This is a genomic window from Maricurvus nonylphenolicus (assembly GCF_042854845.1).
GTDB classification, from domain to species: domain Bacteria; phylum Pseudomonadota; class Gammaproteobacteria; order Pseudomonadales; family Cellvibrionaceae; genus Maricurvus; species Maricurvus nonylphenolicus.
The window spans coordinates 201,061-226,982 of the sequence record NZ_AP031498.1 but is presented as its reverse complement, the minus strand read 5'-3'; the positions used below and the strand labels follow the sequence as shown (position 1 = coordinate 226,982).

The following is a 25,922-nucleotide window of genomic DNA, read 5'->3' as shown; positions in this document are numbered from 1 at the left end:
CCTTACGATTTCAGGCTAGGGATTCAAGTCTGCCAGCATTCGGCGTTGTGGCAATCGACGTGAAAACCAAGGGCGCTTATGTTGTTGCGCCTCTCTATGAGGTATAGCATGAATGCTTTGTACCAGACGGGTCAACCTGTCTTTATGCTGGTGGGGCTCCAGCTGATAGTAAATCTGGTAATAATCCGTAATGGCCTGTTGCAACTCCTGCATCAGCGGGGATTGCTGCTCCTTGATCGCCAAGTGATCAAACCAACCATAAAAACTGCGCATAATGTGGTCACGGTCACCGTGGGCGCAGGCTTTTAATAACACCCGGCGCTTATAGCGTTCACCCTGCCGATAGATGGCATAACGGCGCTGCAGTAGTCGCACAAGGTTCAAACCAACCCAGCTAAGTAATAACAGTGCAACCAGGGCCACCACAGCAATTATCATCCAGGGCTGTAAAAAATTACGCAGGCCATTCTCATCGCTAATGGCCACTGCATCACCCGCACTGAGCATTCCACCTTGAGCCACCGTAATCGTGTGTTGTGGCAAACTCACTTCACTCAACGCCTGCTGGGTTTGATCCCACCAGTAGACCGTGATGGCTGGCAGAATAAATTCACCGTCCTGCTCAAAAACATAACTGCGCGTTTCAACACGGATACCAGTAAATTCGCCGCGGTTGGTACGGTCGCTTACTTCTGCTCGGCTCGCCTGCTGCCCTACCCCCGGAATGTCCTGCCAGGCTAAAGGTTTAATCAACATACCCAAAGTGCCTTTGGCTTTCAGGCTAACGCGGCGAATAATCGCATCACCGGTATACAGGCTTCGATCTTCAGTCAGGGTTGCCAGGCTCGGTTCAAAACTTTCTGAAATAAGCAGGTCTTCTGCTACCAGAAGGTTGCTTGTTACATCCTCATGCTGCGTTTCTTCTGCGCTGATCGCTTCCACCTGAAACACCAGTGGCTCACTGCGCACATTCTGCTCGGCTAAACGCTCGCCGCTTTCACCGGCGACCCATACCTTGGCCACTTGGCTGGGAGTAATAAATTGGCCCGCTCTTTGGGGGAATATGGTGATCTCCCGACGCTGCACTGCGTAACTGGTACCTTGGCGATTGGTGCTGTAGTTGGTACCAAACTGTTGCGATTGCAGATTAATTGCGCCGCGCAATGTCATCGGCTGAATCTCTGGCGCACGGGTGAACCAGGTGGTGGTTAGAATATCCACTGCCAGGGTTACCCGCTGGCCAACCTTGACCGTCAGGCTATCGGTATTCTCGCCGTTTTCATTTAACAGGTGAGCTTCCATAAACACCGTCGGTGCCGCCATCAAAGGCCCGAAATAACACAGCAAACAAAATCCCAGCCAAATACGTTTTATCACTGTGCCACCTCCGCTGCGTCTATACCCACTTCAGATTGGTAGCGAAACTTTAAGCGCAGAAAATCCGCCGGACTTGACTGCAAACGTCGCATCCACAGTGCGTTAATTTCTTCCGACGACAAACTGCCTTCATCCAGCGTCATTTCATCCTGCGCTTGATCCATGCGGTTTTTATCATTGGAAAATACGATCTCATCGGCGCCTAGCTCTGTGGCCTTCTGACCACCATAATCTTCAATCGGCTTGGGTTTGGCAGACAGCACCAACATCAGCTGCAGGTTTTCCTTGGCCGCTTGCCAATCGGGTTTTGAGCGTAAGGCCAAGCGATAGCCATCAGCAGCGCCACTATAGTCTTCCATATGCGCTAAGGCATTGGCCCGTTTGAAATGGGCTTGAGGGCCTGGAATATCTGCCCAGATTGTCGCCGCCGCCGCAAAAGCTTCACTGGCATAATAGGCAGTGGCTTGCCACTCCTTATCGTCGAAGCGTTGCGCTGCCAATTGATAATCGCCGCGTTCGAAAAAAACCAGCCCCTGTTGGTCACGACTTAAAAACAGATCCTGCCAGTACCAGGTTTTTGACGTGGAAAGACTGCGGTCGATAAAGGCCAGCGCACATACACTAACCATAAAAAACAGCAGCCACAGAGTCGCGCGCTTTACTGCCATTGCAACACCATCCCGCGCCTAAACCACAACAGCATAATCAGTGTTAGAGGAAACAACAGATAATAACCCGCATCCTCACGTTGTGCTTTTTCATCATCACGTTGCTGGGATTCAAATTGCCTGATAATGCGGCGCTGCAACTGGGACACGTCCGATTCATCGGCCGTCATTGCAACCCAGTGAATATTTTCCCGCTCGGCAAAATCTTTGACCTCCGCCACATCCACATGACTGGCGCTGCGGCTCTGCAGAGCTTCTTCTGCCGTTGCTGCACTGGGGCCAACCAACAGCAAACTAATGGACTGCTGTTCGTCTAAAGGATTAACAGAAGTACTATCTAGCTGATCGCCCACCAAAACAATGGAGCCACGTTTGCCATCACGATTCAGTAAATCACCCGCAGCCTGTAAAGCCGCCTGAATATTCAAGCCCGGCTCGGGCATCACATCCGGTGCCAGCCCATCAAGATACAATTTAAGAATATCCACATCTTCGGTTAGCGGTAACACCACATGGGCAGAACCACTGTAAGCAATAAGTGCCGTAGGTGATCCTCGCCGAGCGTCCAGCAGCTGTGCGACTTTGATCTTGGCCCTTGCAAGCCGGGACGGTAATAAATCATCGGCCAACATGGATTCAGTCAAGGCCAGGGCGATAACCAGCGGCGCCTTGTCGTCGGTAAATGGCGACGGTTTTTCTCGCCAGCTGGGACCCGCTAACGCTAATAGCCAGAGGATTAACAACAGCGAGGCCAAACGTGTCGGCGTGATAACCCCCTGTTGTTTTTGCGGTTGTAAAATGGGTTTTAACAAGGCCGGCTCAATAAAGCCTTCCCACTCGGAGTGACGCTGCAGGTAAGCCAGAATAATCGGCAACAACATCGCCACCGGCAGCAGCAACAACCACCAGGGTCGCAATAATTGAAATTGCTGCACGGCCTCTACAAACGTCCACCACCAATCAGCCATGACTCACCTGCTCGGATACAGTGTTAGCAGCCCGTTGACGGCGCCAGCGGATAGCAGCAAAGGTATGATGCATTAACAATTGCAATATCAAAGCTAAGCCCAAGGGCCAGTGATAGAGTTCGGTTTTGGGCCGGTAACTGGTCACCTTCTGCTCACTGGGTTCCAGCTGATCAAGCTGCGCATAAATATCGGCCAACTCGGTATCGGTATGGGCATGAAAAAAAACACCGCCTGTTGTCTTACTGATCCCTTCCAGTGAAGGTAAATCCAGTGCCTGTTCGCCTACTGCTTGCGGATCACCAATAGCAATGGTGTGGATGGTCACCTGATGATCCGCTGCCACCTTGGCGGCATCCAAAGGCGGCACTCGGCTGCCAGAATCATTGCCATCTGTTAGCAGTATCAAGACACGTTTATTGCTGTTGTGCTTTTCAAAATGATTCACAGCCAGACCAATAGCATCACCCAGCATGGTGCGCGGACCTGCCATGCGTATACGGGTTTCCTCCAACAACTGGGTAAACAATTGACGATCCAGGGTAAACGGTACCTGCAAGTAAGGTGCGGAACCAAACACAATAAGCGCCAGGCGATCATGCTCGCGCTGCTCGACAAAACCCGCCAGGACTTGTTTCACACCATCGAGGCGATTAACACCTGATTGCTGGTTCGCGGCAAAATCTTCCGCCTCCATGGAGCCAGAGAGATCCACCGCCACCAGAATATCCCGTGCGGCTTGTGTTTTTTCAATCGGCTCGCCTAACCACTGCGGCCGCGCAAGTGCCACAACAATCAGTACCCAGGTAATAAAAATGCACAGGTGTTGCCAGATATTGCGTTTTACCACCAGCGAACCTTCGCCAGGTTTATCGCCGGTAATCGCCACCAGTGTTTTTAGGATAGGGGCTCGCACTGCTGCACGCTGGGTGGTGTAGGCACGGGAAAATAAATACACCAAAATCGGCAGAGGCAAAATCGCAAAGGCCCACAGCGCATCAAAGATAATCATGCGACTGATGCCTCACCCACATCCGCTTGATGGACGGCCAACCAACGGGATACCCACTGAACTATTTCCGACCACTGCGATTCGGATATTTCTTCTAACTGTGCGGCAGGTATATGCGACAAAGCAGGCAACAGGGATGGTGGAGTATCGATAGCGGCTGTTTGCTGTAAAAAATCCAACCAGGGTTGCCCAACCAATGCTGCACTATTTTTTCTGGGCCAAGCGGTCAATGCCACGCGACGTACCAACAGTGCCAAATCACGACAGGCTTTTTCTCGCTGACCCTGTTGCCGCCACTGTAGATCTATTTTCTGCAACCGCGCCACAGCCTGACGGCGGTAATGGTTGCTACAGTAGCGAAGGTAGCTGCGCCATATAATGGCAACTATGCCCACACAAACGAATAGCAGTAACGCCTGCCAGAAAGCCCCCTGTGGTAACCAACTGATCGCTCCAGGCAAGTTGATCTCGTGCATATTCGACAACCAATCGTTGCCGAAATTCTGGATCAAAAAATCAGGACGTTCGCTCGCCACGCCGATTAAACTCCCTCAATCATTTGCGCCAACTGTACGTCTACGGGTTCGTGAGTGGAGAAAGGCAATACCGGAATACCGTAACCACGCAGAAACTTTCTGGCGTGATCCAGGCGTTGATCAAAAAAGGCCTTATAACGCTCGCGCAGGGATTTGTCCCTTGTATTAACTTCCAACTGCAAACCGCCGTCGCTCACAGCCATGGTGCCACCTTGTGGTAACTCACCTTCCAAGGGGTCATACACAAATCCCAACAGGACATCATTGTGCTGACTTAAGGTGGCCATTAACTTTTCTGTGGTTGTATCGGCACCGTACAAATCGGTGAACAGGCATATCTGCATATCGTGCCCAGCCAGGGCATTGAGCTTATTGAGAATATGATTGAGCTGCTCGCCATTATTGGCCTGCGGTTGACCAGCCATCGATGGTGTAACCCCGGTCAACAGCGACTGGTTATATTCCTGTAACACACTTAAGGTGCGCATAATTTGTGTGCGGCTGCGGTGCGGTCGTATTTCGGCAATATGATTATCAGAAAAGATTACCGCCCCGATACGATCACCGGCATCAAGTGTGCGCCACGCCGCTAAGGCGCCAAGTTCAGCTGCAGCAACGGATTTCATCACCCGTTTTGAACCAAACAACATGGAAGCACGCTGATCGATCACCACCATCACCTGTCGCTCACGCTCTTCGGCATATACACGAACATGGGGTTTGCGAGTGCGATTGGTAACCTTCCAATCCATATTGCGAATATCATCACCAACGCGGTAGTGACGCAGCTCTTCGAAGTTTAAGCCGCGACCACGCATGCGGGATCTGTGACGCCCCATCATCAGGCTATTAATCATATGGGGAGAGGCAAAACGGAAACTGCAGGCTTTGTACTGCATATCAATCAGGTGGCGCAGGCTAACCACCACCTGATTATCCGGGGTATAACTGGATTCGGTAGCCTGTTTGGCCTCAGTTGGCGTTTTCACTTGTTTCAACCAAATGACCGAGCTGCTGCTGTGCTAATTGGTAACCAAAATCAATTAACGACTCAGCTTGGTAAAATTCATAACCGCTGCAAATATTGCGGGGTACATCCAAGGTTATATCGGGCGGGTAAGCGGCAAGCTTCATACGCGAGAGGGCACCCTGCATGGTATCAATAGATTGGTTAAAGATATCGTAAAACTGTAAGCCGTCAGACACCGCCTTTTCAAAGTCGTCATATAGTTTGCCGATATAGTTAACCACCTTCTGGCGATAGCTGTCGGTTTCCTGCGGGTGATTGTCAGTAAGTTCCTGACTTTCGAAGCGCGGATCATTTGGCGCACAGAGATTCACCGCTAATGTCAGATCCACATCGGCGGCAAAGGTGGGGGCAATAGGCAATGGATTTAATAAACCACCATCAACCAAACGGCGACCCTGGTGCTCTACCGGGGTAAACACACCGGGAATGGCAATAGAGGCGCGAATGGAATCAAATAAAGGCCCTTCGCGAAACCACACTTCTCGCTCGGTATCGATATCGGTGGCCACCGAGGTGTAGTGAATGGGTAAATCTTCGATGCGATATTCACCCACCAACTCGCGCAGCAGGTTAATGACCTTATCGCCCTTTAATACACCATCGGATTGGAAGGAGAAATCCAACAGTTTGATAACGTCACTTTTTTCCAGCGCCAATAGCCACTGCTTAAACGTCGATAGCTGTCCGGCGGCATAAATACCACCCACCAGGGCGCCCATAGAACAGCCGGAGATACTGTCCACTTGAAAGCCGTGCTCATCGAGCCAGTCCAACACACCAATATGGGCAATACCTCGCGCACCACCACTGCCCAATACCAATCCTAATCGCTTGCTCATTCAGCTGCTCCTATATGCCACGCCATTAAGCTACAGCGACATTTTGCAGGATTTCTCGCACGATATCAGGTGCAGATACACCTTCAGCCTGGGCGGTATAACTAACTATTAAACGATGCCCCAATACATCGGGCGCAACAGCCTGTACATCTTCCGGGGAAACATAATCACGGCCCTGCATCCAGGCGTGGGCTCGCGCGCATTTATCCAGCGCAATACTGGCCCGCGGGCTGGAACCTACCGAAATCCAGCTGGCCAATTGCTCGCTATAACGGGCGGGATCACGGGTGGCCATCACCAGAGCCACAATATAACGCTCCATGGGTTCGGCAATTTGCAGATTATGAATTTGCTCACGGGCTTCAAAAATCGCCTGCTGGGGAATTTCTACCTCAGAGGCCTTTTCCTGAACCTCTTCGCCTCGTACCAGACGAATAATGTCCAGCTCAGCATCATCACCGGGGTAATCGATTGTCACCTTCATCAGGAAGCGATCCATCTGCGCTTCCGGTAAAGGGTAAGTACCTTCCTGTTCGATGGGGTTTTGGGTCGCGAGCACCATAAACAGCTCGGGCAAGGCATAGGTTTTACCCGCTACCGTAATCTGGCGCTCTTCCATGGCTTCCAGTAACGCAGACTGCACTTTTGCCGGTGCACGATTGATTTCATCGGCCAGCACCAGATTGTTAAAAATTGGACCCGGCTGAAATGTTAGCTTCTCGCCACCGCTGTCTCCATCACTGTGATAGACCTCGGTGCCGGTAACATCAGAGGGCAACAAATCCGGCGTAAACTGAATCCGTCCAAGGCCAGCATCGAGAGCTTTGGCCAGGGATTTAATGGAGCGAGTTTTCGCCGTACCCGGCAAACCTTCCAGCAACACATTGCCATTACATAACAACGCAATTAACAAACGCTCAACCACATGGGCCTGCCCAACGACGGCTCGCTCCATTTGTTGCTTTAACAGGGTTATGGCCTCAAGTGCTCGCCCCATATTTCTCACTCCATTAACTCCACTTGACCAACAATCTAACACAACTGTGGCGAGACTACTTAGCGCTGGTAACGCATAAACTGCTCAACAATTTGATCAATACTAAAGCTGGCCGGACGCTGACGCGGCGGAAATGCTTTAAAGGTTTGCAGGAAAGGCCCTACAGTGGCCTGCGCCTTGTAAAGATACGGCAGGGTATTGGCTCGGAATTCGTCGTAGCAACAGGATTCTATATCCGCTCGCTCGAATGGATCGCGCCTCAGGTTAAAGACTTTTGGCATACGCAGGGGTACCAGCGGGTCCTGCCATACATCCAAGCCGTGGGCACGCTGTTCGCTGAACAACACTTTCCAATCATCCATTCGTACGCCGGATAAATTGCCATCATCGGTAAAGTAGAAGAACTCTCGGCGGGCACTGGGGCTCTTACCAGTAATATGATCGAGCTGATTGTAGCCATCCAAGTGAACTTTAAAGTTCTTGCTACCCGCCTTATAGCCTTTCTTTAATTTGCCTTTAATATCTTTGACGCCGGCGGCAGCCATAAAGGTGGGCAACCAATCCATATGGGAAATAATGCCATTGGAAACCGAGCCCGCTTTCACCTTGCCCGGCCAACGCACCATAGCAGGGACACGGAAACCGCCTTCCCAGGTGGTGTTCTTTTCACCGCGGAAAGGAATGGTACCGCCATCGGGCCAGGAGAAGACTTCAGCACCGTTATCGGTGGAGTAAAACACAATCGTATTTTCTTCGATGCCCAAGGCTTTTAATTTATCCAGTAGGGTGCCGACATGAGAATCGTGTTCGGCCATACCATCGGCATAAATACCTTGCCCGGTTTTGCCTTCCCATTTTTCACTTAGGTGGGTCCACACATGCATGCGGGTGGCGTTATGCCAGATAAAGAATGGCTTGTCGGCTTTTACCGAGCGCTCCATAAAATTCAGCGACGCTTCCAGGAATTCGCCATCGACGGTTTCCATACGCTTTTTGGTGAGCGGCCCGGTGTCTTCAATACGGCCATCGGCGTAAGAATGAATCACGCCACGAGGGCCAAACTTTTTCTTGAACCAGGCCTCTTTAGGGTAATCGGGATGCTCGGGCTCCTCTTCGGCATTGAGGTGGTAAAGGTTGCCAAAGAATTCATCGAAGCCGTGGTTAGTCGGCAGATATTCATCGCGATCCCCCAGGTGGTTCTTGCCGAACTGGCCTGTCATATAGCCCAGGGGTTTTAACAGTTCTGCCAGGGTGGGATCTTCTTTTTGTAACCCTAGCTCCGCGCCCGGCATGCCCACTTTGGTCAAGCCGGTGCGTACTGGATGTTGACCGGTAATAAAGGCCGAGCGGCCTGCGGTACAACTCTGCTCACCGTAAGCGTCGGTAAACAGCATGCCTTCATTGGCTATGCGATCAATATTGGGGGTTGGGTAGCCCATCATGCCGCGGTTATAGGCATTGATATTGAACCAGCCAACATCATCACCCCAGATTACCAGGATATTTGGGCGTTCGGCTGCGATCGCAGCCCACGACATGACCATCAAGGTCACAGCAAGTATGACTTTCATAATTTTCTCTCGTTTAATCTCTTTTTAAGATCAGGCCTTTACTCTGAAGGCTAGTGTTTGCTGGCGTCTTTTGTAGGCGCTCTATCTAATAAACTGGAACAAACAGGAACAAACGACAAGGGCGGCGTTTTAAAGCCGCCCTTGAAAATATAGCACTGCATGAGCAGTGCTATTTGTATAGGTATTACTTTGCAGGAGGTTGATAGCGGGTCAACTGCTCGACCATGCCGTCAACGGTAAAGCTGTTAGGCGCCTGGCGCGCTGGGAACTGCTTGAAGGTTTGCGCGAACATCATCGCTCGAGCCGAGCCATAGAATAACCACGCCGAGTTTTGCTCCCACCAGGTGTCGTAGGTGTTAGCGTCGGTATCAGCACGCTCGTAGGGATCGCGACGCAGGTTAAACAGCTTGGGGATTCGCAACTGCACAAACGGCTCACGCCATACTTGGAACTTTTTGGCACGCTGTTCTGCATACACGATCTTCCAGTCTTTGGCGCGCACACCCACAAGCTGACCATCATCACTGAAGTAGAAGAAGTCTTCACGAGGACCCTGTTCGGCTTTACCGGTCAGGTATGGCAGGAAGTTGAAACCATCGAGATGGACACGGAACTCTTTATCACCCAGCTTGGTACCGCGACGCAGTTTTCTCTTGATCTTGGAATCACCCACGGCAGCCATCAGGGTTGGAACCCAGTCCTGGTGCGACATCATCTCGTTGGAGACCTGACCACCCTTGATCTTGCCCGGCCAACGAACCATAGCCGGCACACGATAACCACCTTCCCAGTTGGTGTTCTTTTCGCTGCGGTACGGGGTGATCGCCGCATCAGGCCAGGTGTTGTAGTGAGGGCCATTATCCGTGGAGTAAACCACAATGGTGTTATCAGCAATGCCCAGCTCTTCAAGCTGCTTCAGCATATCGCCTACCAGTTCATCGTGAGCAACCATGACATCGTTATAGAAACCCTGGCCGGATTTGCCCAGATGCTTCTGGGCCGGATGGGTCCAGAAGTGCATACCGGTGGTATTCAACCAAACAAAGAAAGGTTTCTTGGCTTTGTGGGAGCGCTCGATAAATTGCTTGGCCGCACCGGCAAACTCTTCATCGACAGTTTCCATACGCTTTTTGGTCAGCGGGCCGGAATCTTCAATACGGCCATCTGCGTAGGAATGGATCACACCGCGTGGGTTAGCCAGCTTCTGGAACCACTTGGCTTTGGGGTAATCCGGGGTCTCCGGCAGTTCCTCGGCATTGAGGTGGTAAAGGTTGCCGAAGAACTCATCAAAACCGTGGTTAGTAGGCAGGAACTCGTCGCGGTCGCCCAGGTGGTTTTTACCGAACTGGCCAGTGGCGTAGCCCAGTGGCTTCAGCATTTCAGCCAGGGTTGGGTCTTCCGGCTGAATACCGGTTTCCGCGCCCGGCGTACCGACCTTGGTTAAACCGGTACGCACAGGATGCTGACCGGTAATAAAGGCGGAACGGCCTGCGGTACAGCTCTGCTCACCGTAATAATCGGTGAACATCATGCCGTCTCTGGCCAGACTGTCGATATTCGGGGTTTTATAACCCATGATGCCATGACTGTAGGCACTGATATTGGTGGTACCAATATCATCCCCCCAGATCACCAGTATATTGGGTTGCTCGGCAGCCATAACAGCGCCTGACATTGCCCCAGTCACTGCCAAAGCGGCACTGGTAGCAAGGCTCTTTAACCAGCCTTTCTTCATCTCTCTCTCCTCGTGTTTGTTGTCTCTCAGGGCGAGGTTCTCACTCCTAGCCTCGAAAGATACCTATTCCAATCAACATAATTCCAATGACTTTTTACCAATAACCAACATAACCAAATGGTTATATTGCTTCCCCAGCACTGTTACTATATTAGTCAGTCACACAGCCCACGCGTGAAATCAGCGAGTATTTATGGCCAGTAACAGACTCAACCAAATCGATATAAAGCTGCTGCAGGCACTGCAGGTGTTGATTGAAGAGGGCAGCGTCACCCGTGCCGCCGAGCGCTTGCATATTACCCAGCCAGCGATGAGTAAAACCCTGCAGAAGCTGCGTGACACATTCAATGACCCCCTGTTTACCCGCACCGGCCAGGGCCTGATTCCCACCCCCAAAACCCAGCAGCTAAGCCTGCGCCTGCCCGAGCTGCTACATCAGCTCTATGAACTGGTCAGTGAAGAGGGGTTTAACCCGGCCGAAAGCCGCGACCGTTTCCGCATCGCTACTGCCGAGATGATCTCCTTTACCTTTTTCTCACCCCTGGTGCAGAGTTTGTTCCCCATAGCCCCCAATATGCAGATTATCGAAAGCACCCTGGGGGAGAGCTACCTGGAAGACCTGGCCAGCGGTAAGCTCGACTTTACCGTGCACCTGACCACCAGCTGCCCTGACGGTTTCCATGCCACACCGTTGGCCAGCGCCACGGCAGGCTGCATGATGCGAGAGGATCATCCCCTCAGCGGCTCACCGCAAATAAGCATGGAGGAGTATTTACACTATCCCCATGTGCGCGTTTATTTCAGCCGCATGACACTTAACGATGTGGGCTTTGTCGACCAGCTGTTGGCCAATATCGGTAAACGCCGTCATATTATGTTTGAAACTACCCACGCTAATACGGCCATTGATATCCTGCGCAATACTGACTGCCTAATGGTCGGTTCTTCATTCTCAACCACCCCTGATCCTGCCAGCTTCGGCATTTGTGAGCGCCCCTTTCCGCCAGAAATCGATTTTCCCGAACTGCAATTTGCCCTGATCCAGCACGAGCGCACCCTTAACAGCCCTGCCCATAATTGGCTCAAACAACAGATCGTTAAAAGCGCCACCAACCATATGCTGAGAACGCCCGTACAACCGTTTAAGAATTAATTCGGCTATTCCATAACAGTCTATCCCGGCCAGTGCTGGTCACGGCTCTTGGGTCTAGAATTAGAGAGCTTTCGCTACTCTGCCAAGGCTCAAGGGAGGTACGCCTATGACCAGCATCAACACATCGTTTAATCCGTTTACCGCAGCCCCAGGTACAGCCAATAGCCAGATTAGACCGGAAGCCGATCTGAGTTTTGAAGAATCTAATCAACGGGTTGATGAAGCACTGATACGCAGTGAAGAAGCCCAACAAAGCCGTGCCGATACACAAACCACCCAGCGCACCGCTGCCGCGCAAATTGTTGAGCAACAACAAACCAGGGAGAATGCTGAGCAGTTTATTGAACAATCTTCGGGTGCCGATATAGATTCAGCCTCACCCAATGTGGAACAGGCACAGGATTTAGCGCAAAGCTTGCGACTCAATCAAGCCGCTACTGCCGCCGACAATAGCAACCTGGATCGCGAGGCTATTAACGAACGCCAGCGTGAAGCCCTGCAGGACAGAATTCGAAACGCCCTGCCAGATGATCCCACCACTCAACCGGTAGCCGGCGCAGAAATTGACGAAACCGCGTAACTTATTCCCCCAATAAAAAAGGCAAGGGATTACCTTGCCTCAACAGGAGAGAGTTAATCCGCACGACGGAGATCCCGTACGGATTAACCATTGCTTAGAAACGCATACGACCACGGACAGTAAAGGAACGTGGAGCTTCCATGGCATAGTCGTGGGAACCGGAGAACAGCGGAGTGTCGTTACCCCAGTTGGAGGTCGTTTCGTCAGTCAGGTTTTTACCAATCAGAGAAACATCCCACTGACCATCGGCAGGGCCGAAGGTTGCCGAAGCATTCACTTTTAACACATCATCTTCCAGGTTGTTTGGATCCAGGTCACCTTGAGTGAAACGCTCATCCAACCAGTTCACGTCCATATTCAGCACCAGCTCAAAATCACCCAGTGGTTGAACATAGTTGGAGGTTAAGGTGGCTTGCCACTCAGGCGTATTCTCGGAAACCTCACCGGCCAGATCGTTAACACCGGCAGCGGAACAAGTCGCATTGTTGTAACCCAACACTGCGCCAATTTGACCTGCTAAGCCAGTTGCCGCATCAAAAGCTGCCTGACGAGCGTCAACGAATTGCGAGTTAGTACAAGCCTGGTTAGAGAACTCATCAAACTCGAAGTTTACATAACCCAGAGAGCCAGTCAGTGTCAGTTTTTCGGTTGCTCGCCAGCGACCATCAATCTCGACACCTTGAGAAGTTGCCTTAGCTGCATTCTGTACACTAAAGGTGGTGTTACCACTAAAGATTGATGCTTGCAGATCGTCATACTCGGTATGGAAAACCGCAACGTTCATTTCAGCAGCACCATCGAGCAAGGTTAGCTTGGTACCGACTTCGAAAGTAATAACTTCTTCCTCGTCGAAAGCCACGTCGTTGGAGTCTGCACCGCCACCGTTAGGGCTACCCATGTAGAATGAGTTAAAGCCACCAGCTTTAAAACCGGTTGAAGCTGAGGCGTAAACCATCGCATCAGGCGTTACATCCCATTGCAGGTTAGCCGACCAGGTCAGACTTTCTTCGTCACGCTTCATGCCTGGATCGCTGGTGGTGTAACTGTGGGTGGTAAATTCACCGGCCATTTGTGCCAGGCTTACCTGCAGTGCATCATTGGTTTCAGTGTCGTTACGCTCACCAAACTCTGTGGTGTAAACTTCTTGGGAGGCTTCCTTCTCTTCCTCGGTATAACGTAGGCCCAAAGTCAATCGCATATCTTCACGGAAGTTCCAGGTGGTTTGTGCGAACATGGCCCAGGCTTCGGATTCCTGTTCCATGATTGCGTAACGCTGAACACCAGGAACACCATTAGCAACCGCATTCAGGGTCGCACCAAACAAACCACAGCTATTCAGTTGTGCCGCATTAGTTACACCATTACCAATACCAACACCTACACCAGTTTGCGCATCAGCTGCCGGATTACCGGTACCGGTTCCACCCAACGCGGTTGCAATATCACCCGCATTACTTGCGCCACAACCACCGGCCAGAATTTGATTCAGAGTATCAGTATGGAAGTAAGATAAACCATCAACCGTCATATCCTGCTGCTGATAAAAGAAACCAGCAATGGTTTCAAACTCGCCGCCGGTTTCTGAGGCCCAACGGATTTCAAAACTCTGCTGATCAAAATCTTCGGTATCATCGAAACGCAAGCTGTTGGTTGGACCAAAGTCAGCATCCAGGAAACGTTCGAACTCGTACTCGGAGTGCGCCAGAATAGCGGTAATGGTAGAGCCATCACTCAGATCGTGCTCAACCGTTAACGCAGCTTCCTGGCTGGTACCTTCAAATAAGTTGTTGGTGCCAAAATCCATTACGCCATTTGGATCCGTTGCGCCCAAACCCAGCGCTTGTGTCACTGCAGCACTGTTGCTCATGGCGGTTTTGTAATTGTCTTCACCGGAATCGCCCAGTGCACGCAGGAACGCATCCTGAGGACCACCGTCACGCAGATCCCATGGCATACCTACCACTTCAAAGTCAGCGTACTCGTATTTGAAACTTACCAGAGTATTTTCGCTGGCATCCCACTCCAGAGAAATGCGGCCTGCTTTTTCATCACTGTCAGACAGGTCGTTGCCATCGGCAACGTTTTCAACCCACCCCTCTTCCATTTCGCGAGTCAGGAATGCGGCGCGGGCACGCAGAGTGTCGGTCAGTGGACCGGAGACATAACCTTGCAATTCGGTCTCATCAAAGTCGACGTTGTAGCCGGCAGAGATTTCAGACTCAAACTCATCAGTTGGTTTGGCGGAACGAATATTCAGTGCACCTGCAATGGTGTTTTTACCAAACAGGGTACCCTGCGGGCCACGCAGAATTTCTACCATTTCGGTATCCAAAAATGCGTAGCGTGACTGTACAGAACGGCCGCGGTAAACGCCGTCGACAAAGGTACCTACGGACTGTTCGAAACCGGCCTGAGTACCGGACTGAATACCGCGGATATTAATTTTATCGCCGATAGCATCGCGGGCAACGGAGAAGTTTGGCACGTAAGAAGTGAAATCTTCAAAGCGCTGGATGCCGGCTTCTGCCATTTTCTCACCGCTCATGGCGGATACAGAAATAGGAACATCCTGCAGACTTTCGGCACGTTTTTGGGCGGTTACGACCACCTCTTCCAGGGCCAGACTTTCGGCACTGGCATTGGCTGCAATCAGAGAACCCAGAGCAAAAGCGATGGGTTTCATGGAGAAACGTTGACGGGTTTTAGACATGGTTTGCTCTCTCGACTTTATTGTTATTTTCTACAGAGGCATCAGTTTGTTTTGTTAGCCTGATACATCTATAGGCATTAAATGCTTTGCCGCACGCCAAATAAGGTCCTGCAACCCGGTGCGGAAAGTCTGCCTACTTTGCCTGAAGACTGCGCCGTCACTTTACCGATCGCGCCACTTCTTTGACTTCACGTGTCACACAGTGAAGAATGACCAGGTGTTCAAAAAAACAACAACTATGAGCACAATATAAAACTATAAAAATAAGAACAAAAAAGAATAAAGGGTGATAAAACCCTACTGCGAGAGAGAAAACACAATGATCCGACCACCACTGATCAGCAATATGCTGGTGCAGGGTTTAAATCAATTGGTGCTTGAAAAAGGCCAAAAACCCTCACAACTGTATCGTGAAGCCAACCTGCCTTGCGAAGCCATGAGCCAACAGGGCTGTCTAATCCCCTTTCATCAGGAAGTACAACTGTTAGGCATTGCTGCTAACCGCTTATCTATGCCCACCCTCGGGCTGAAGCTGGCCAGCCGCCAGGACATTAAGTGCCTGGGCCCTCTGGCGGCCAAAGTTGCCAGCCAGGAAACCGTACTCAGTGCAATAACCAGCTTTCAGGAAAACCTGCACCTGAGTGCGGAAGGGGTACAGATCATCCTGACGGTGTCTGAATCCAACGCCCTGTTTGAGTTGCAGTGCAAATTCCCGGATATCGCCAATAACCCCATGTATCAGGATCACGGTATTGCCCTGGTGCACATGGTGCTAAAAACACTTTGCGGTGAAAGCTGGCGACCACGTGCGGTGTATCTGCCCCACGATGAAGTTGAAGGGCTGAGCCACTACTGTCAGCACTTTAATGCGCCCATTGCCTTTAACAGCAATACATTGGGCATCGCCTTTGATCCCAAGACGCTGCATCAGCCGATACCAGAAGATGTGAAATCGCTAACTACGCAGCTGGATACGCTGGTCAAGGATCTGCAGAAGCAGGATTTTATCTCACTGGTAAAGCAGGTGATTGGCGCCTCCCTCAACAGTGACCACTGCAACATTGATGTGATTGCTTCTGTACTGGGCTCCAGCAAACGCACCATACAACGCCGCCTGAAAGATCAGGACACCAGTTTCCAGCTGTTAATGGATTCTGTACGTAGCGACCAGGCTCTGCCCTATATGGCCAACCCCTATTACTCCCTATCGGATGTCGCCTCGGTGCTGGGTTACTCTCAGCTGTCGGCCTTTAGCCGCAGCTTTAAGCGCTGGTTTGATATCTCGCCGCAGGAGTGGCGTCGTCAAAACCTGTAACAGCACCTTGACAATATACGCCACCTTATTGACCGATACCGCCAGATTGCCACTACAATGGAAACCATGCACTCTCCATTGATCAATAGCAGCTTTCTGGACGGTTTCCCGCAACTGGTCATCGACCGCGGTGGTGACCCCTATCAGCTCGCCAAACAGGTGGGCTTTGATAGCGAGATCTTTGAAGGCAAGAACACCCTGATCCGCTTTGACCGCCATGTGCAGCTACTGGACCTGGCGGCCAACACCCTCGATTGCCCTACCCTGGGGCTGGAGCTGGCCGGCTACCAGAACCACTCGATTTTTGGTCCCTTGGCCTCGCTGGCACTGAAGAATGCCACGGTGGGTGAAAGCATTGAGCAAATGAGCAAGCATTCACATATCCAGGTGCAAGGGGTAGAAATACGTGTGACCACTTCGGCGGATATGGCGCAAATTCAATTGCACAATAACTTCCCCGGCATTAGCGACAGCATTCGCTACCAGGATCACTCACTGACCATTATTTATCAGCTGCTGCAGTTTGTGCGCAACGGCCACTTTACTTTACGTTCGGTGTTCTTTCGCCACAGCGGCGCCGACGACAATGGCGCCTATTCCCGCACGTTTAATTGCCCGGTGGCGTTTAACCAGCCGTTTATTGGTCTCAGCTTTGAAGCCCGCCACCTGGATGCACCTATCGCTCAGGAAGCCAAAGAATTGCCCGTGATTTTGCGGGAGCATTTGGAAACCCGCCACCGGGATAATTTGGTTGACCAGGTAAGTCGAGTCATCTCCCAGCTGCTGGTGACGGAGGACTGCTCGATTGATACCGTCGCACATGCCATGGGTTACAGCTCACGCACCTTGCAGCGCAAACTGTTAAATGAAGATACCAACTTCCAATCCCTTCTCAATAATGTGCGCTGTGATCAGGCGCGAGATTATTTATCCAATCCCTACTACCGGCTGACAGATATCGCTGCCATTCTCGGATATTCAGAGCTCAGCGCGTTTTCCCGCAGCTTTAAGCGCTGGTTTGGTATCAGCCCGCAACAGTGGCGTAAACAAGTCAGTTAGAACTCCCATGTTTGTTGATGCTTATCAAGCACAACGGTCTATAAAAGTTCAACATAAATCTCTTATACTGAGGTGACCACTCTTAAAGGATGTTACCCATGCTCTTTCGTGCGACACGGATTTATCGCCACCTGTTATTGCTCTGCAGCTTACTGATCGTTTCTAGCTCGGCGTTGGCCACAGACTTCAGCAAGGTTTATGCAAAAGTTAAGGACTCGGTAGTCACCATCAAAACCAACAAATATGTCGAGAAGGAAACCGAAGAGGGCGTGGTTAGCTCCCAGCTCGGCGGCATAGGTTCGGGGGTGATTCTGGATAAGGATGGGCTCATTTTAACCGCCGCCCATGTGGTACATATTGCCGATCGTATTGAAGTGAATACCAATGATGGTAAGACCCACCACGCAACGGTTATCAGTTCCATTCCCTTTGCCGATTTGGCGTTGGTTAAAATGACCGAACCACCCAAGAATTTACCCACGGTCAAAACCGGTGATTCGGACAAGATGCGTATCGGCCAGGAAGTCTTTGTGGTTGGTGCGCCTTACGGATTATCACAAACCCTGACGGTTGGTCACTTTAGCGGGCGCCGTCATAGCGATAATGAAAATGGCCTTATCGACACCGAGTTCCTGCAAACCGACGCACCGATAAACAAAGGTAACTCCGGCGGACCTATGTTTAATACCAAAGGCGAAGTCATTGGTATTGTCAGCCATATTCGCTCATCCAGCGGTGGCAGCGAAGGCCTCGGATTTGCCGCCAGTATTAATATGGCACGCGACCTATTTTTAGATCACGAACATGTGTGGGCCGGTATGGAACTGGTACCCATGTCCCCGATGATGGCGCGCGCTATTAATGCCCCCTACCCGGATGCAATCCTGGTTCAGCAGGTCGCCTACGGTTCTCTGGCGGATAAACTGGGCATTCAGCCTGGCCGTATACCCGCCATTATTAATGGGCGCAAAATGTTGTTGGGCGGAGATGTGATTATCGCCTTTGGTGATCACCCTATTAAACTCTCCAAAGAAAGCTTAGTCACCGCGCGAGAGTATATGGGTGGTGTCGCCGTGGGAGAGCCGATTGAAATGACCGTATTTCGTGATGGCGAACAGATCAAGCTGTCGATCATTAAAGAGTAAAATACTAGTCTATTTAATGAAAAAAGGGGATGCCAATGCATCCCCTTTTTATTGTCAGGTCCCGGGTTTTACATCCTTCAACAAACCACCCACGGAGTAATTTAAACGCTGCCGGCGCTCTTCATGTGTGAGTTCTGCCGAAGTAAAAGCCTGGGTTGCACCTCGCCATACGGCCCGGTTGGTTTCCTGATCCAGGATACCCACTAACAATGTGCCCTTGGGGTACTTATCAGATTCACCGGACAGGGAGGGATAGAGCTGAAACAGTTGCTGCACATTTTCCGCGTTGGCTTTATCACCTAACAGGGCAACCACCACGAGTTGGTAACGGCTGTCACTACCTTCTTCCGCGAATGAAAACCCCTTGGTTTGCAGATTCTCTTGTACTGACTCTTTGAGTAATTCCTTTAGGGAATCCCGTTGAGCCTTGGCACCTTCAGGAGCTTCCACATCTGATACCGTAATAACATCAGAGTACCAACTGAGTGGCGTCGTAGACGTTACCGGTAATTCGTCACCCGACGACACTGTCACCGTCACACGTTGTGACAAGGGATTGTCCGGCATCGAACCCGACGTTGAACAGCCTGCCACAAACAAAACAACACTTATCCATGCAAGTATACGCATCATAAATAACCTCATCAGTCACCTTATAATAGTCATTTAGCTTCCTGCATCGCGGGCACGCGATACAAAATCACATACAAAACAGGCACCACAATCAATGTAAGAATACTGGCGAAACTCAAACCTGCCATAATGGTTACCGCCATGCCCACAAAGAAATCATCCGTTAATAACGGGATCATCCCCAGCACCGTTGTACCCGCAGCCATTAACACGGGACGACAACGGGAAACAGCGGCATCTAACACCGCCACAAACGGTTTTTTACCTTCAGCCAAATCCAGGTTGATTTGATCAATCAATACAATGGCATTTTTAATCAGCATACCCATAAGGCTTAAAAACCCTAAGAGCGGCATAAAGCCAAAAGGTTCCCCGGTTGCCAACAATCCCGCCGCTACACCAATCACGGCCAAAGGTACCGTTAGCCAAATGATCAACGGATGCTTAACGGTATTAAACAGAATGACGGTAATTAAAATCATCATCACCACGGAGCCCGGAATACCACCCGCCAGCGCGGTTTGTGCATCAGTGGAAGATTCATACTCTCCGCCCCACTCCATGTCATAACCCACAGGCAATTCAATTGCTTCTATTTGTGGACGAATACGGGCAAACATTTCACTGGGCAGTTCACCCAGTGGCGGCTCACCACCGGCGGTAATGGTACGCTTGCGATTTAAGCGATGGATTTGCGCATCTTCCCAGCGGGTTTCAAAGCTGCTTACCACCTGGCGAATGGGAATCATATTATTGGTCGCCGGGCTCCACACCTGGATATTACCGATCTGGGCAACATCCTGTCGCTCCACCACTGGCGCTCTGGAAATAATAGGAATTAAATCATCGTACTCGCGGTACAAACCTACGGTCGTACCGGTAAAGTTGGTTTCCAATGCGCGGTTTAAATCTTCACGACTGATACCGGCAGATTTTGCCTGCTGATCGGCATATACCGGCCGCACCACCTTCACACGTTGCCGCCAGTTATCACGCACCGCCGTGCCACCTTCTGCCATCAGAATCGCTTTGGCCTCTTCTGATAAACGTCGAAGCTCGCGTGGATCAGGGCCACTAAAACGTACCTCTACCGAGGAATCCGGACTGGGCCCCAAATTAAATCGCTGCAGCTTCGGTTCAGCATCGGGATAGTGCTCCGCAAGATGCATGCGGATTTTTGCCATCAGGCTATCGATATCCAGATAGTCATTCACTTCTACCAGCAGCATGCCGTAACTGCTATTGGCTTTTTCCGGCGTGTAGGTAAGAATAAAACGCGGTGCCCCCTGACCAATAAAGCTGGCCACACTCTTGGTACGCTCATCTTCCAGAATGAAATCCTCAATCGCATTAATATCCGCTGCGGTGTTGCGAATATCGGCGCCCTCTGGCAACCAGTAATGCACCATAAAATTCGGCATGGTTGACTTGGGAAAAAATGATCCCTTCAGGGTCGAAAATCCGTAAATAGCGCTAACCAGTAACAATAACGCAACGCCAATAGTCGGCCAGCGGTGATGCAGGCAAGCGCTAAGAAATGTACGATAGGCAACAAAGAAAGCACCTCTGTAAGCATCTTCAGTAGAGGACTGTGATTGTCCAGCTTCGGGACCTTGAATAAACCAGTAACACAATAGTGGTGTAAGGGTAATGGCGGTAACCCAACTCAGCATCAGCGAAAACAGCATCACTTGAAACAGGCTGCGGCAGAACTCACCGGTACTGTCATCAGACAAACCAATCGCTGCAAACGCCAGAATCGCAATAACGGTTGCACCCAGCAAAGGCCACATGGTTTGGCTAACCACAGTTTTGGCTGATTGCAAACGATCCTCACCCTGCTTGATGCGGATTAACATGCCTTCGGTAACAACAATGGCATTATCAACCAGCATACCCAGTGCAATTACCAGCGCACCGAGAGAGATGCGTTCAAGTGCCACAGCCTCCATATCCATAATGATAAATGTGGCAACGACGGTAATTAATAACACAACCCCAATAATCAGCCCCGAACGAACTCCCATAAAAAGCAGCAAGACAACAATCACGATGGCGATAGCTTGTAAGAGACTGGTGACAAAATTGTCGATGGCTTTCGTGACAGCTTCGGATTGCATAATAATGGTATGCGCTTCCAGCCCTACAGGTACTTGCCGCTGCAACTCTGCCAGGCGCTCCATCACCCCAGCTCCCATAGTGACAACATTGCCGCCCGATACTGTTGAGATAGAGAGCGCAATACTGGTCTCACCATTGAAGTGCAACACATTGCTGGGAGGGGTGACATACTCACGGCTGACCTTGGCAACATCACGCAGATAAATCAAACTGCTAGCGCCCTCATTGCCCCGCAAAATCAGGTTTTCGATATCTGCAACCGCATGAATACTGCCAGTGGAATCAATACGCACATAATCCCGACCGACCTGGACACTGCCTGCAGGGACTACCGCATTTTGTTTTTCCAACGCCTGGTAGATTTGATTTTGGCTGATGCCCAACAAAGACATCTGCGCACGTGAGAACTCAACGTAAATTGCCTCTTGTTGTACGCCCCATAAATCGACCTTGGCAACATCCTTAACTAATAACAGTTCACGGCGTAAGAACTTGGCGTATTCATACAACTCTTTGTTGGTATACCCATCTCCGGTTAGCGCAAACATCACACCAAAGACATCACCAAAGTCATCAATCACGACCGGCTGCTGTGCACCCGGAGGTAACTTGCCTGTGACATCGTGAATTTTTCGCCGTAACTGCTCCCACACGGCTGGCAATGAATCTTTATCGTATTTATCCTTCATGGTTACCGTAATGGTGGACAAACCGGCTTTGGAAATGGATTGAATTTCCTTCACCTGCCCCAGACGCTGAATTTCCGTTTCAATTAAATCGGTAACCTCCAGCTCGACTTCCGCCGGTGTTGCGCCTGGATACTGAGTGACAACAAGAGCATCTTTGATAGTAAATTCAGGATCTTCAAGCCGCGACAGACCATTAAATGCCATGATACCGCCGACAAGCATTAATACCGTCATCACCATGGTGACGGTCTTTTTCTGGATAGAATACTCGGCAACGTTCATGCATTAACCCCCATGGCGTTTTTGCAACAAGGAGACCTGCTGACCCTCTTCCAGATAATGCACGCCGGCGGTGACAATGCGCTCTCCATTACTAATGCCATCGAGCACCTCAACCGAGCCACCTCGCAAGGCGCCGATTTTTACTGCACGCCGAACCACCGTCATATCGGTTTCATTAACTATCCAGACAAACTGATCATTACCACCTTCACGGTCAGCGAAGAGGGACGTCGCCGGAATAACCGTCAAACCACTGCTCTGCTCACGGGTCGGCAGGCTGGCCATGACCGAGACACTCATACCCGGCAAAACATTGAGCTCCTCGGGCTTATCCATCACCAATACAACTTCAAAGGTTTGTGTATTGGGATCTGCCTGTGTTGCGAACTCTTTAAGATTCAGTGAGAAAAGCTTTTCGGGTAGCGCATCAAAACGTGCTCTGGGATTAATATCGGGGCTCTCGTCTGGGCTTCCCGTGGTGCGTAATATGGAGTTTTCCGGAATATTGATAATTACTTCCAGATTACTAGGATCCTGCAAGCTGACAATCGGTTGCTTGGCATTTACATCCTGAAAGTTATCCACATGGGTGATGGCAATTTCACCGGCAAAAGGCGCTCGCAGATAGGTATCGTTTAGGGCTTTTTGTGCTCGCTCCGCATCTGCCTCGGCAATATCGCGACGGGCCTTTTTCTGGTCGAACTCTGAACGCGATACCAGTTGACGCTCTACCAGCTCACCCATGCGTTTAAACTCAGCCTGAGCTCGATTAAATTCAGCTTTTGCAGCCTTGAGATTACTGGCGAAATCGCGGCTATCTAATTGCGCCAGCACTTCATTTTTTTTCACTTCCTGGCCGTTGCGCACATTTAGCTTTATCAACTGCCCAGAAACCTGAAAGGCCAGTTCGACTTTTTCTGCTGCTCTGATTTTGCCTGGGAAGGTGCGCTCCAGTTCATCGCCCGCACCGCCAACGAGGATGCTTTTCACAGGCCGGACCTCAGCCTCTTGAACTACCTCGTCGGCGCCACACCCCCACAGCCAGATACTGCACATGGCCACAATGCATATTGATCTTACCGTTGACACTGACTGAGTTGATTTAAACCTGCAGTTCATAACCGACTCCTTTCCGTGAACCAAATAGTTCATGCTCACGAGGCGTTTACTGCACCAAGTGAGCATGCTCTGAGTTTAATGAGATTAACGTTTGGGGAACTTGTTCAAAATGCGCGATACATAACCGGGAATATTTTCTTCCCTCACTTCGACACTATCGCCCGCTTGCTGCTCGGTAACCTGCGAAACACTGCCTTCCCAATACCGCTGCTGCTGATCCGGGGAATAGAAGGTCACCACAATTTCACCACGGGTGTAATTAACCACTTCGGCACTGACATCCATGGTGGGGTTTAGATCCACATTAGTATTACCGCTGCGGTCAAACTCCACCCCCTGCGGCGGTACCGAAGAGCCTCGCTCCACCTCTTCAGGCCGCAGCCCCAGGCGGAAGTCCAACAGCATATCGCCACCGCTTTCTACCCAGCGGTAACCTTTGACTGCCAACTCGGCAGACAAGGCATTGCGCATACTGTTGTCAAAGCGGTAGATACCGGAATCCTCCGCCGCCAGAGGTTCGGTGACCCAGCTGTAGGTTTCATACTGACTGACATCGACACCGGGAGTGCTGACATAGTTTGATTCAACAAGAGAGCAGCCTGTGAGCCAGACCAGAGACGCGACAAGAACAAGCAAAGGCGATTTCGATGACCGCATAGTGTTTCTCCTAACCCTAGAGTTTCTTCCAACGACAGATATCCTATCTCTAGCCTACACCCAGATCCGATAAAGGCAAACTAAATGCCGCTGGCGTCGAGGGATGACTTGAGCCCGATCAACAAATAAGGATTGCCACGCCAGCCCTCACCTATAACGAGCATTTTTTAACCAACTTTATATTTACTCTTTTTTACATGGCCTTTCACCGAGCCCGGAGTCGACGCACCGGCACTGACAGGCTACACTCGCATCATTATTAGGACGCCAAACGATAACGCGCGACTCAATCGCCGACGGGAATCAATATGATGAAGAAATCCTTCACTTGGGGGCTGGCAGCAGCCATCAGTCTGGCTACTGCTTGTACGCAGGCCGATACACTTCACGAAACCTATTTGTTAGCACTGGAAAACGACCACCAGTTAAAGGCCGATGAAGCGCGTTACCGTGCGGGACTGGAAGCCAAGGTGATTGGGCGTTCGGCGTTGTTGCCGCAGGTCACTGCAACCGCCCGCTATTCAGAGACGGAATATGATTCTACGGGTTTTTCAACCACCCCTACTCCAGGTAACAGAACCAGTAACATAGAGAATGACACCGAAAGCTATTCGGTGTCATTGACCCAACCCCTATTCAATATGGCCGCCTGGTTTGGCTATAAACAGGGCCAATCACTTAGTGATGTTGCAACGGCTCAATTTAGTGCCGACCAACAGTCATTAATTATCCGCGTCTCCGAAGCCTACTTTAATGTGCTGAGTGGTGTTGATAACCTGGAAACCGCTATGGCGGAAGAAAATGCCCTCTCACACCAACTGGAGCAGACCCGTCAGCGTTTTGAAGTTGGCCTGACTGCAATTACTGATGTCCATGAAGCCCAAGCAGCTTATGACACGGCTGTTGCCACAACACTTGAGGCTCGCGGTAATCTGGGTATTGCCTTCGAGCAACTGGAAGTGCTGACCGGTAAGTCTTCTGACACCGTAGCGCCTCTGGTAGAAACCTTCCCGGTTACCAAGCCTGAACCTCTGGCCCGTCATGAGTGGGTCGACTTTGCGGTCAAGAATAACTACAACCTCAAGGTTGCGAAATTTAATTCTGAAGCCTCGCGCCAGAATGCACGTGCGAAAACTTCTGCCCACCTTCCTACCCTGACCGGAAGCTACTCGTATACCGATAGAGAAGACTCTAATACAGACTTTACCTCGGCCGGTGTAACCTTTCCTGCCGACAGCCGCACTGACGATAACAAAACCATAGCCATTCAACTCGATGTGCCTATCTTCAGCGGTCTGCGTACCTCCGGTGAGCGCCGCCAGGCCCACGAAGAATATATGCAAAACCAGGAGCTCTATAACCAGGCCCAGCGGGACACCATTCAGGCTGCACGATCCTTGCACCTGTCGGTTGTGACCGATGTAGCTCAGGTAAAAGCCCGTAAACAGGCCACCGTATCTAACCAAAGCGCCCTGGAAGCGACCCAGGCGGGTTATGAGGTTGGTACCCGTAACCTGGTAGACGTACTGGTAGCGCAGCGTAGCCTGTACCAGGCCCAGCGCAATTACGATACCTCCCGCTACGAGTACATCCTCAATATGCTGCGCTTAAAAGAAGTGGCCGGCAACCTGACCCCTGAGGATATTCTGAAACTCAACCAGTGGTTGGATGAAAGTAAGCAGGTATCGCGCGAACAGTTTGAGAAGTAAGCCCCGCGACTATTTGAATA

21 protein-coding genes are annotated in these 25,922 nt (G+C 50.9%); 6 read left to right on the top strand and 15 right to left on the bottom strand.

Annotated elements, in window-relative coordinates; translation table 11 throughout:
* Positions 1–15: 15 nt before the first annotated feature.
* The 10 genes from ACGHZ6_RS01025 to ACGHZ6_RS00980 form a co-directional block, all read right to left on the bottom strand.
* Positions 16–1,377, bottom strand: a complete 1,362-nt coding sequence (locus tag ACGHZ6_RS01025) for a hypothetical protein (protein ID WP_390616913.1) — start codon at positions 1,375–1,377, stop codon at positions 16–18.
* The gene (locus tag ACGHZ6_RS01020; protein WP_390616912.1) at positions 1,374–2,045 is read right to left on the bottom strand and encodes a hypothetical protein; all 672 of its coding nucleotides are present in this window, start codon (positions 2,043–2,045) and stop codon (positions 1,374–1,376) included. The genes ACGHZ6_RS01025 and ACGHZ6_RS01020 overlap by 4 nt, the downstream gene beginning before the upstream one ends.
* The gene (locus tag ACGHZ6_RS01015; RefSeq protein ID WP_390616911.1) at positions 2,036–3,013 is read right to left on the bottom strand and encodes a VWA domain-containing protein; all 978 of its coding nucleotides are present in this window, start codon (positions 3,011–3,013) and stop codon (positions 2,036–2,038) included. Before ACGHZ6_RS01015 ends, ACGHZ6_RS01020 begins: the two co-directional genes overlap by 10 nt.
* Entirely contained in the window at positions 3,006–4,022 is a 1,017-nt protein-coding gene (locus ACGHZ6_RS01010; protein ID WP_390616910.1) for a VWA domain-containing protein, read from the bottom strand. Before ACGHZ6_RS01010 ends, ACGHZ6_RS01015 begins: the two co-directional genes overlap by 8 nt.
* A complete protein-coding gene (locus ACGHZ6_RS01005) occupies positions 4,019–4,558 on the bottom strand; it encodes a DUF4381 domain-containing protein (RefSeq protein ID WP_390616909.1) in 540 nt (179 codons plus the stop codon). Before ACGHZ6_RS01005 ends, ACGHZ6_RS01010 begins: the two co-directional genes overlap by 4 nt.
* Before the next feature lie 5 nt (positions 4,559–4,563).
* Positions 4,564–5,547, bottom strand: a complete 984-nt coding sequence (locus ACGHZ6_RS01000; protein WP_390616907.1) for a DUF58 domain-containing protein — start codon at positions 5,545–5,547, stop codon at positions 4,564–4,566.
* Entirely contained in the window at positions 5,531–6,427 is an 897-nt protein-coding gene (locus tag ACGHZ6_RS00995; RefSeq protein ID WP_390616906.1) for a patatin-like phospholipase family protein, read from the bottom strand. The genes ACGHZ6_RS01000 and ACGHZ6_RS00995 overlap by 17 nt, the downstream gene beginning before the upstream one ends.
* Positions 6,428–6,452: 25 nt before the next feature.
* Positions 6,453–7,424: an AAA family ATPase gene (locus ACGHZ6_RS00990; RefSeq protein WP_390616905.1), complete on the bottom strand. Its 972-nt coding sequence runs from the start codon at positions 7,422–7,424 to the stop codon at positions 6,453–6,455.
* Positions 7,425–7,483: 59 nt separating this feature from the next.
* A complete protein-coding gene (locus ACGHZ6_RS00985) occupies positions 7,484–8,995 on the bottom strand; it encodes an arylsulfatase (RefSeq protein ID WP_390616904.1) in 1,512 nt (503 codons plus the stop codon).
* A gap of 184 nt (positions 8,996–9,179) precedes the next feature.
* Complete coding sequence (locus ACGHZ6_RS00980; RefSeq protein WP_390616903.1) at positions 9,180–10,730, bottom strand: arylsulfatase; 1,551 nt, start codon at positions 10,728–10,730, stop codon at positions 9,180–9,182.
* A 193-nt stretch (positions 10,731–10,923) separates the two neighbouring features.
* On the opposite strand from ACGHZ6_RS00980, the gene ACGHZ6_RS00975 reads away from it, so the two are divergent.
* On the top strand, positions 10,924–11,883 hold the full coding sequence (locus ACGHZ6_RS00975) for a LysR family transcriptional regulator (protein ID WP_390616902.1): 960 nt from the start codon (positions 10,924–10,926) through the stop codon (positions 11,881–11,883).
* Between the two features lie 106 nt (positions 11,884–11,989).
* Entirely contained in the window at positions 11,990–12,463 is a 474-nt protein-coding gene (locus ACGHZ6_RS00970; protein WP_390616901.1) for a hypothetical protein, read from the top strand.
* Between the two features lie 94 nt (positions 12,464–12,557).
* Here ACGHZ6_RS00970 and ACGHZ6_RS00965 read toward each other — a convergent pair whose 3' ends face one another.
* Positions 12,558–15,173, bottom strand: coding sequence for a TonB-dependent receptor (locus ACGHZ6_RS00965; protein WP_390616900.1), 2,616 nt, complete (start codon positions 15,171–15,173; stop codon positions 12,558–12,560).
* Positions 15,174–15,492: 319 nt separating this feature from the next.
* Here ACGHZ6_RS00965 and ACGHZ6_RS00960 point away from each other — a divergent pair, with 319 nt between their 5' ends.
* From ACGHZ6_RS00960 to ACGHZ6_RS00950, 3 genes are all read left to right on the top strand, one after another.
* The gene (locus ACGHZ6_RS00960; RefSeq protein ID WP_390616899.1) at positions 15,493–16,488 is read left to right on the top strand and encodes an AraC family transcriptional regulator ligand-binding domain-containing protein; all 996 of its coding nucleotides are present in this window, start codon (positions 15,493–15,495) and stop codon (positions 16,486–16,488) included.
* Between the two features lie 66 nt (positions 16,489–16,554).
* Positions 16,555–17,547, top strand: a complete 993-nt coding sequence (locus ACGHZ6_RS00955; RefSeq protein WP_390616898.1) for an AraC family transcriptional regulator ligand-binding domain-containing protein — start codon at positions 16,555–16,557, stop codon at positions 17,545–17,547.
* Between the two features lie 98 nt (positions 17,548–17,645).
* Positions 17,646–18,692: a S1C family serine protease gene (locus tag ACGHZ6_RS00950; protein ID WP_390616897.1), complete on the top strand. Its 1,047-nt coding sequence runs from the start codon at positions 17,646–17,648 to the stop codon at positions 18,690–18,692.
* Positions 18,693–18,746: 54 nt separating this feature from the next.
* On the opposite strand, the gene ACGHZ6_RS00945 is transcribed toward ACGHZ6_RS00950, so the two are convergent.
* The 4 genes from ACGHZ6_RS00945 to ACGHZ6_RS00930 all read right to left on the bottom strand — a co-directional run bounded on the left by ACGHZ6_RS00945 (position 18,747) and on the right by ACGHZ6_RS00930 (position 24,193).
* Positions 18,747–19,325 carry a DUF4136 domain-containing protein gene (locus ACGHZ6_RS00945; RefSeq protein ID WP_390616896.1) on the bottom strand — a complete coding sequence of 193 codons (579 nt, stop codon included), beginning with the start codon at positions 19,323–19,325 and terminating at the stop codon, positions 18,747–18,749.
* A 29-nt stretch (positions 19,326–19,354) separates the two neighbouring features.
* Entirely contained in the window at positions 19,355–22,417 is a 3,063-nt protein-coding gene (locus tag ACGHZ6_RS00940) for an efflux RND transporter permease subunit (RefSeq protein WP_390616895.1), read from the bottom strand.
* A 3-nt stretch (positions 22,418–22,420) separates the two neighbouring features.
* Positions 22,421–23,407 carry an efflux RND transporter periplasmic adaptor subunit gene (locus tag ACGHZ6_RS00935; RefSeq protein ID WP_390616894.1) on the bottom strand — a complete coding sequence of 329 codons (987 nt, stop codon included), beginning with the start codon at positions 23,405–23,407 and terminating at the stop codon, positions 22,421–22,423.
* A gap of 213 nt (positions 23,408–23,620) precedes the next feature.
* Positions 23,621–24,193: a DUF4136 domain-containing protein gene (locus ACGHZ6_RS00930; protein WP_390616893.1), complete on the bottom strand. Its 573-nt coding sequence runs from the start codon at positions 24,191–24,193 to the stop codon at positions 23,621–23,623.
* Between the two features lie 308 nt (positions 24,194–24,501).
* Between ACGHZ6_RS00930 and ACGHZ6_RS00925 the strand changes: the two genes are divergently transcribed.
* Complete coding sequence (locus ACGHZ6_RS00925; protein ID WP_390616891.1) at positions 24,502–25,902, top strand: TolC family outer membrane protein; 1,401 nt, start codon at positions 24,502–24,504, stop codon at positions 25,900–25,902.
* Positions 25,903–25,922: the final 20 nt, after the last annotated feature.